Genomic DNA, 9,167 nt, shown 5'->3' with positions numbered 1-9,167 from the left:
CGTCACCACCGGACGCCACCAACTCCCACAACGCCTCCGGCGAATCCACCCCACCGGGGAAACGACACCCCATCCCCACAATCGCGATCGGCTCGTCGGGGCCGGTCGGTGTGCGGCCGTGCGCGGTGGCGGTGTGCGTGGCCGTCGTGCCGAGGAGTTCCGTGCGGAGGTGAGCGGTGAGGGTGAGCGGGCTGGGGTGGTCGAAGACGAGGGTCGCGGGCAGGTGGAGGCCGGTGACGGTCTTGAGGCGGTTGCGGAGGTCGACGGCGGTCAGGGAGTCGAAGCCGAGGTCCTTGAAGGCGCGGCCGGGGTCGACGGTGGCACTGCCCGTGTGGCCGAGCACTCCGGCGACTGCCGTCCGGACGATGTCGAGCAGGATCCGGTCCTGCTCCTCCTCGGGCAGGGTGCGGAGGCGGTGAGCGAGGGTGTTGCCCGGCTCGCCGCCGGTGCGGGCGGCCGCGCGGCGCCGGGCCGCCGGGAGGAGGTCGCGCAGGAGGGCCGGGACCGTGTCGCGGTGCTCGGCGAGGGCCCCGGTGTCCAGGGCGAAGGGGAGGGTGACGGGCTCGTCGGTCCGGAGTGCCGTGTCGAGCAGGGTGAGGGCGTCGGCGGTGGGCAGCGGCGGGAACCCCTGCCGGCGCAGCCTGGCCAGGTCGCCCTCGGCCGTGCGGCCGCCCATGCCGTCGGCGGCCTCCCACAGGCCCCACGCCAGCGACACCGCCGGCAGCCCCTGCGCACGGCGGGCGACGGCGAGTGCGTCGAGGACGGTGTTGGCGGCGGCGTAGGCGGCCTGGCCCGCGTTGCCGAACACGCCCGCCACGGACGAGAACAGGACGAAGGCGTGGAGGTCCTGGTCGGCGGTCAGTTCGTGCAGGTGCAGGGCGGAGGTGGCCTTGGCGCGGAGTACGCGGGCGAGGCGGTCCGGCGTGAGGTCGGCGAGCAGGCCGTCGTCGAGTACGCCGGCGGCGTGCACCACGCCGCCGAGTCGGACGCCGTTCAGTGCGGTGGCCAGGGCGGTCCGGTCGGCGGCGTCGCAGGCGACGACGTCCACGTGGGCGCCGGCGTCCGTGAGGTCGGCGATCAGTTCGGGGGCGCCGGGGGCGTCCGGGCCGCGCCGGGAGAGCAGCAGGAGGTCGCGGACGCCGTGCGCGGTGACGAGGTGGCGGGCGACGATCGCGCCGAGGCCGCCGGTTCCGCCGGTGATGAGCACGGTGCCGGTCGCCGGCCAGGGGGCGGGCGTGGCGGCCGTGTCCGGTTCGGTGGTGCGGGTCAGGCGCGGGACGCGGGTCTCGTCGCGGCGGACGAGGAGTTGATCGGCGTCGAGGGTGGCGAGCGCGGCGCAGAGGGTGCGGTACGACTCGGGGGTGGTGTCGGTGTCGGCGACGGCGAAGCGGTCGGGGTGCTCGTTGATCGCGGTGCGGGCCAGGCCCCACAGCGCGGCGCCTTCGGGGTCGGTGATGTCGTCGCCGGCCGCGCCGGTGGTGACGAGGACCAGGCGGGCGTGGGCGAAGCGGTCGTCCGTCGCCCAGCGCTGCACGACGGGCAGGGTCGCGGTGGCGGCGTCCGGGGTGCCGGCGGGGACGGGGAGGAGCACGGTCCGGGGTGCGGGCGTGTCCGGATCGGTGTCGAGGGCGTTCGCGAGGGCTTCCAGGTCGGGGTGGTGGGCGAGTCGGCGGCCGGTGGCGGCCCAGGGGCCGGGGTCGGTCGTCAGCACGGCCCATGCGGGGCCGGTGTCCTCGTCGTGGGTTTCCGCGGGGAGGGTGACGGGGCGCCATTCCAGGCGGTGGAGGCCGCCGCCGGCCGTGGCGTGCCGGGTGTCGTCCAGGCCGGTGAAGGGCCGCAGCACCAGGCCTTCGATATCCGCGACCGGCTCGCCCGTCTCGTCCGCCGCGTACAGCGTCACGGTGCCGTCGTCGCGCGGGCTGAGCCGGACGCGCAGGCCGCGCGCGCCGACCGCGTGCAGCCGGACGCCGCTCCACAGGAAGGGCAGTCCGGCCTGTTCCCGGGTCCCCTGCGGCAGTGCGAGCGCGTGCAGGGCGGCGTCGAGGAGCGCGGGGTGGAGGCCGAAGGCGGTGGGGTCGCCCGTGCCGTCGGGCAGGTCGGCCTCGGCGAGGAGGTCGGTGCCGTGCCGCCACGCGGCGCGCAGTCCGCGGAACGCCGGGCCGTAGTCGAGGCCCGCTTCGGCGAGCCGTTCGTGGAGGCCGTCGAGCGGGAGGGGGTCGGCCCCCGCCGGGGGCCAGGACCGCAGGTCCCAGTCGGGGGCGGGGCCGGCGGGGGCGAGGGTGCCGGTGGCGTGCAGGGTCCAGGGTGTGTCGGCGGGGGCGTCGTCGGGACGGGCGTGGATGCGGAGGGTGCGGGTGCCGTCCGGTGTGCCGGGCTCGACGGCGATCTGGACGTGTGCGGTGCCGTGTTCGGGCAGGACGAGCGGGGTGTGCAGGGCGAGTTCGGCGAGGGTGCCGGCGTCGGCCTGGTCGCCTGCCTGGACGGCGAGTTCGACGAGCGCGGTGCCGGGGACGACGGTTCGTCCGGCGACGGTGTGGTCGGCGAGCCAGGGCTGGGTGTCGGTCGACAGCGCGGCGGTGAGCAGGACCGTGTCCGTGCCGGCCGGGCGCAGTGTGGCGCCGAGCAGCGGGTGGCCGACGGTGCCGAGGCCGAGGCCGCCGGCATCGGTGACGGTGCGGGCGGGGCGCAGCCAGAACCGGCGGTGGTGGAAGGCGTAGGTGGGCAGGTCGACGCGGTGGGCGCCGGTGCCGTCGAACATGCGCGCCCAGCCGACGGTGGCGCCGTGGACGTACATCTCGGCGAGGGCGGTGAGCAGCGTCTCGGGTTCGGGATGGTCCTTGCGGAGGGCGGACGCGGCGGCGGTGTGTCCGGCCGTGCGGGCGAGGCCGGTGAGGACGGGGTCGGGGCCGATTTCCAGCAGGCGGCTCACGGACTGGTGACCGGTGGCGGTGGTGAGGGCGTCGTGGAAGCGGACGGGGCGGACGATCTGGTCGGCCCAGTAGGCGGGGGTGGTCCAGTCTCCTTCGCCGAGGGCGGCACCGGTGACCGTGCTGACGGCGGCGAGGGCGGGACGGCGGAAGGTGATGCCGGAGGCGATCCGGGTGAACTCGGCCAGGGCCGGGGTCATGAGCGGCGAGTGGAAGGCGTGCGAGACGCGCAGCCGGGTGACGCGGCGGCCCCGGGCGCGGACTGCGGCCGTGACCCGCTCGACGCCGTCCTCGGTGCCCGAGACGACCACCGACTGCGGCCCGTTGACGGCGGCGATCGTGACGTCCGGTGTGTCGAGCAGTGCGGTGACCTCGGCCTCGTCGGCCTCGACGGCGGCCATCGCGCCGCCCTCGGGCAGCGCCTGCATGAGGCGGGCGCGGGCGGCGACGAGGGTGGCGGCGTCGGCGAGGTCCAGGACGCCGGCGACGTAGGCGGCGGCGTACTCGCCGACGGAGTGGCCGAGGACGACGTCCGGCGCGGTGCCCCAGGAGCGGAGGAGTTCGACGGTGGCGGTCTGCAGCGCGAACAGGGCCGTCTGGGCGTAGCCGGTACGGTCCAGGAGGGCGGCCTCGGGGGTGCCCTCCGCGGCGAACATGACGTCGCGGACGGGGTGTTCGAAGCCGGGGGTTCCGGAGAGCGCGGCGTCGAGCGTTTCGCAGACGACGTCGAGGACGGCGGCGAACACCGGGTACGCGTCGTACAGCTCCCGGCCCGCGCCGGGGCGTTGGCTGCCCTGGCCGGTGAACGTCCAGGCGGTGCGTCCGTCGGTGACCGTGCCGGTCGTGGGGCCGGGGAGGCCTTCGGCGAGGGCGGCGGTGCGTGCGCGCAGTTCGTCGGGTGCGGTGCCGAGGACGACGGCGCGGTGGTCGAGCCGGGCGCGGCTGGTGACGAGGGACAGTCCGATGTCGGCGGGATCGCCGTCGTGGCCGGCGAGGCGGGCGGCCTGGGCGCGGAGGGCGTCGTGGCTGCGGGCGGACAGCACCCAGGGTACGACCGGCGGCCGGGCCACCGCGCGCCGCTCGGGCTGGGCGTCGGCCGGGGCGGGTGCCTCCTCGACGATGACGTGCGCGTTGGTGCCGCTGATGCCGAAGGCGGAGACACCGGCGCGGCGGGGGCGTTCGCCGCGCGGCCAGGGCCGGGCCTCGGTGAGGAGGCGGACGTTGCCCTCGGTCCAGTCGACGTGGGAGGTCGGGGTCTCGGAGTGCAGGGAGCGGGGCAGCAGTTCGGCGCGCAGCGCCAGCACGGTCTTGATCAGGCCGGCGACGCCGGCGGCGGACTGGGTGTGTCCGATGTTCGACTTCACCGAGCCCAGCCGGAGCGGCTCGTCGCGGTCCTGGCCGTAGGTCGCCATCAGGGCCTGCGCCTCGATGGGGTCGCCGAGCCGGGTGCCGGTGCCGTGCGCCTCGACGGCGTCGACGTCGGCGGTGGACAGGGCGGCGGCCTCCAGAGCCTGGCGGATGACGCGCTGCTGGGAGGGTCCGTTGGGCGCGGTGAGGCCGTTGGAGGCGCCGTCCTGGTTGACGGCGCTGCCCCGGACGACGGCGAGGATCGTGCGGCCGTTGCGCTGGGCGTCGGAGAGCCGTTCGAGGACGAGGACGCCGGCGCCCTCGGACCAGCCGGTGCCGTCGGCGCCGTCGGCGAAGGACTTGCAGCGGCCGTCGCCGGCGAGGCCGCCCTGCCGGGCGAACTCCAGGAACATGCCGGGGTTGGCCATGACGGTGGCGCCGCCCGCCAGCGCCGTGTCGCACTCGCCGGAGCGCAGCGCCTGGCAGGCCAGGTGCAGCGCGACGAGCGCGGAGGAGCAGGCGGTGTCGACGGTGACGGCGGGGCCCTCGAGGCCGAGGGTGTAGGCGACGCGGCCGGAGGCGACGCTGGGGATGCTGCCGGTGAGCAGGTAGCCCTCGGTCTCGGGGGTGGCCTCGTGGAGGTGGCCGCCGTAGCCGTTGCCGGACACTCCGGAGAAGACGCCGGTGCGGGAGCCGCGCAGGGAGTGCGGGTCGATGCCGGCGCGTTCCAGGGCCTCCCAGGAGGTCTCCAGCAGCAGCCGCTGCTGCGGGTCCATGGCCAGGGCCTCGCGCGGGCTGATGCCGAACAGGTCGGGGTCGAAGTCGGCCGCCTCGTGGAGGAATCCGCCGACAGCGGTGGTGCCGCCGAGGGCGCTCAGGTCCCAGCCGCGGTCCTCGGGAACCGGCGAGATGCCTTCCCGCTCACCCGCGACCAGTTCCCACAGCGCCTCGGGCGTGGTGGCGCCGCCGGGGAAGCGGCAGCCCATGCCGACGACGGCGACGGGTTCCCGGGACGCCGTGACGAGGTCCTGGTAGCGCTGCCAGAGCCGGTCGTTCTCCTTGAGGGACTCCCGCAGGGCTTCGACGAGCTCTTCGGAGGATGCAGTCATGTCGTTCTCCACGGTCGCGGTGAGCGAGCTGGGCGGGCCCGGCGCGCCGGCCGGCGGCACTGCGGCCGCCGGCCGGTGTGCCGGTCACACCGGCCGCTGCACTCGCTTCAGGGCCAGCTGGACGAGGCTGTCGGCGCCCATCGCGTCCAGGGATTCGGGTTTGTCGGGCTGTGCGGCGGGGGCGGCGCCGTTGCCGCCGGGCCGGGTGCCGTCGGAGCCGGTGGCGGGACGGTCGGCGAGGCGGCGGAGCATGTCGAGGACACCGGACTCGCGCAGCCGGGCCATCGGGATCGCGGTCAGCAGTTCCCGCACCTGCGGGTCGATGGCGTCGTCAGCGGGAGCGGCGGGTGCGGGGACGGAGGTTCCGGTGAGGAGCCGCTCGCGCAGCAGCCGTACCAGGTCCTCCGGGGTCGGGTGGTCGAAGACGAGCGTGGCCGGCAGGGTCAGCGCGGTGGCGGCACCGATCCGGTTGCGCAGGTCGACGGAGGTGAGCGAGTCGAAGCCGAGGTCCCGGAAGGCGCGGGTCGGTTCGACGGCGGTGGCCGAGGAGTGGCCGAGCACGGCGGCGACCTCGGTGCGCACCAGGTCGAGGAGGAGCTGGTCCCGTTCGGGTGCGGGCAGGGCCGCGAGCCGCCGGCCGAGGCCCTCGGCTCCGGCGGCCGCGGTCCGTCCCGCGGCGCGGCGCCGGCGTGCGGCGGGGACGAGGTCGCGCAGCACGCTGGGCAGGGTGTCGGCGCGTTCGGCGAGGGCGGCGGTCCGCAGCGCGACGGGAACCGCGACCGGCTCGTTGACGCGCAGCGCGGCGTCGAGCAGGGCGAGGGCCTCGTCACCGGGCAGGGCCGGGAAGCCCTGGCGGCGCATGCGGGCGAGTTCCGCCTCGGACAGGGTGCCGCCCATGCCCTCGGCGGTCTCCCACATGCCCCAGGCCAGGGACACCGCCGGCAGCCCCTGCGCACGGCGGGCGACGGCGAGCGCGTCGAGGGAGGCGTTGGCGGCGGCGTAGGCGGCCTGGCCCGGGGAGCCGATGACTCCGGCGACGGACGAGTACAGCACGAACGCGTCCAGGTCACGGTCGGCGGTCAACTCGTGCAGGTGCAGGGCGGCTCGGGTCTTGGCGGCCAGGACGCGGGCCAGGCGCTCGTCGGTCAGGTCGGTGAGGATGCCGTCGTCGAGGACGCCCGCGGTGTGCACGACGGCGCTCAGCGGCACCTCGTCGAGGACGGCGGCGAGCTGGTCCCGGTCGCCGACGTCGCAGGCGACGATGTCGGCGTGGGCTCCCGCCGCGGCGAGTTCGGCGCGCAGCTCGGCGGCGCCGGGCGCCTCGGGGCCGCGCCGGGACAGCAGCAGCAGATCCCGTACGCCGTGCTCGGCGACGAGGTGCCGGGCGAGCAGGGCACCGAGGCCGCCCGTGCCGCCGGTGACGAGGACGGTGCCCGGCCCGGACCAGGGTGCGGGCAGGGTGAGGACGACCTTGCCGACGTGCTTGGCCTGCTGGAGCAGCCGCAGGGCCTCAGGGGCGCGGGCGATGTCGAACGCCGTCACCGGGATCGGCCGCAGCGTCCCCTGCTCGAACAGGTCGAGCAGGGCGTCGAGCATCTCGCCGATGCGGTCGGGGCCGGCCTCCACGAGGTCGAACGCGCGGTAGGACACGCCGTGGTCGGCGGCGACCAGGGCCGCGTCGCGTATGTCGGTCTTGCCCATCTCGACGAACCGGCCGCCGGGCCGCAGCAGCCGCAGCGACGCGTCCACGAACTCACCGGCCAGCGAGTCCAGCACCACGTCCACCCCGGGCCGGAAGCGCTCCTCGAACTCGGTGGTCCGGGAGGAGGCGATGCGGTCGGCGGGTACGCCGAGTTCGCGCACGGCCGGCCACTTGGCCTCGCTCGCGGTGGCGTGGACGTCGGCGCCGAGGTGCTGGGCGAGCTGCACGGCGGCCATGCCGACACCGCCCGCCGCCGCGTGGATCAGCACCGACTCGCCGTCCTGGAGACCGGCCAGGTCGACCAGGGCGTAGTAGGCGGTGAGGAACACGATCGGGACGGAGGCGGCCTGTTCGTACGTCCAGCCCTTCGGGATCGGCGCCAGCTGACGGGCGTCGGCGACGGCGGTGGGGCCGAACGCCGCATCGAGCATGCCCATCACGCGGTCCCCCACGTTCCACCGGTCCACGCCCGGCCCGACCTCGACGACCACCCCGGAGCCCTCGAGGCCCATCCGGCCGGCGTCGCCGGGGTACATGCCGAGGACGTTCAGCACATCACGGAAGTTCACACCGGCCGCGCGGATGCCGACGCGGACCTGGCCAGGGGCGAGCGGGCGCCGTTCCTCCGGGACGAACGCGATGCCGTCGAGCCGCCCCTGGGCGACGATGTCGAGCCGCCACGCGTCACCGGCCCCGGCCGGCGGGACGAGCACTCCGTCCCCGGCCATGCGCACCAGTCGGGGCAGCCACGCCCGGCCGCCGCGCACCGCCAGTTGCGGGTCGCCGTCACCGGGCACCAGCCGGGCAAGGGCGCGCAGGGACGCCGGGTCGTCGTCGGTGTCGACGAGGGCGAACCGGCCGGGGTTCTCGCTGATCGCCGTGCGGACCAGTCCCCACACGCCGGCGGCGGCCACGTCCGGTGCCCCGTCTCCCGCGGCGTCGACGCGCACGGCGCCGGAGGTGAGCACCACGAGCCGCGAGTGCGCGAACCGTTCGTCGGCCAGCCACGCCTTCACCCGTGCCAGGACACCGGCGACGGTCCCGTGGACATCGGCACCGTCGGTACCGTCGGCCGGGGTGACCGGCAACAGCACCGCCTCGGGTACGCCGGCGCCGTGCGCGTCCGCTGCCGCCGCCAGCGCGTCGAGGTCGGCGTGCACGGTGGCGGTCAGACCCGCCGGTGCCGTGCCGAGGGCGGCCCACACCGGCCGGGCCGCCCCGGCGGGGCTCTCCTCGGAGGACTGGATCCAGTCGACGCGGTACAGGCTGTCCGGTCCGGGGGCGGCGAGCCGGTCGGGCGAGAGGGCGCGCAGGACCAGCGAGTCGATCTCGGCGACGGGTTCGCCCGCCGCGTCCGCGAGACGCAGCGTCACGTCCCCGGTGCCGCGCGGCGTGATCCGGGCGCGGACGGCACCGGCGCCCACCGCGGTCAGGGACACTCCCGACCACAGGAACGGCAGCAGCGCGCCCTCCGGGGTGTCCCGACGCAGGCCGAGGCTGTGCAGGACGGTGTCGAGCAGCGCCGGGTGCAGCGCGAAGGAAGCGGCGTCGGCGGCCACGGGGTCGGGCAGTTCGGCCTCCGCGTAGAGCTCGTCGGCGTGACGCCAGACGCGCCGCAGACCGCGGAACGCGGGACCGTATCCGAGGCCGGCCGCCGTGAGCCGCTCGTACAGGGCGTCCGTGTCGACGGGTTCGGCCCCGGCCGGCGGCCAGACGCGCAGGTCCCAGTCGGGTGCGGCGTCGTCGGCGACGGTGAGGGTGCCGGTGGCGTGCAGGGTCCACGGCTCGTCGCCGTGGGCGTCCTGGGGGCGGGCATAGATCTTCACTGCGCGCTCGCCGGTCGGACCGCCGTCCGATTCGCCGGCCGGCTCGTCCATCGGCTTCTCGGATGCGACGGCGATCTGAAGCTGTACGGCGCCATCGACGGGCAGCACGAGCGGCGTCCGGAGGGCGAGTTCGGCAAGCCGTCCGCATCCGGCGCGGTCACCGGCCTGGACGGCGAGTTCGACGAGCGCGGTGCCGGGGACCACGACCGTGCCGTCCACCGTGTGGTCGGCGAGCCAGGGGTGCGTCCGGACGGAC

Annotated in this window: 1 protein-coding gene and 1 pseudogene; both read right to left on the bottom strand. The window is 76.1% G+C overall.

Translation table 11 applies throughout. The features are described 5' to 3' along the window. Nucleotides 1-5,365: pseudogene (locus ACZ56B_RS32200) on the bottom strand (type I polyketide synthase); the annotation flags it as partial. 102 nt (nt 5,366-5,467) lie between these two features. Next, on the bottom strand, nt 5,468-9,167 hold a 3,700-nt coding region (locus ACZ56B_RS32195), incomplete at its 5' end, for an SDR family NAD(P)-dependent oxidoreductase (protein ID WP_468798439.1).

This window comes from Streptomyces sp. NPDC034670, assembly GCF_055574875.1.
Note: the sequence above shows the minus strand (reverse complement) of the source record. Positions and strands in the feature narration are given on the sequence as shown.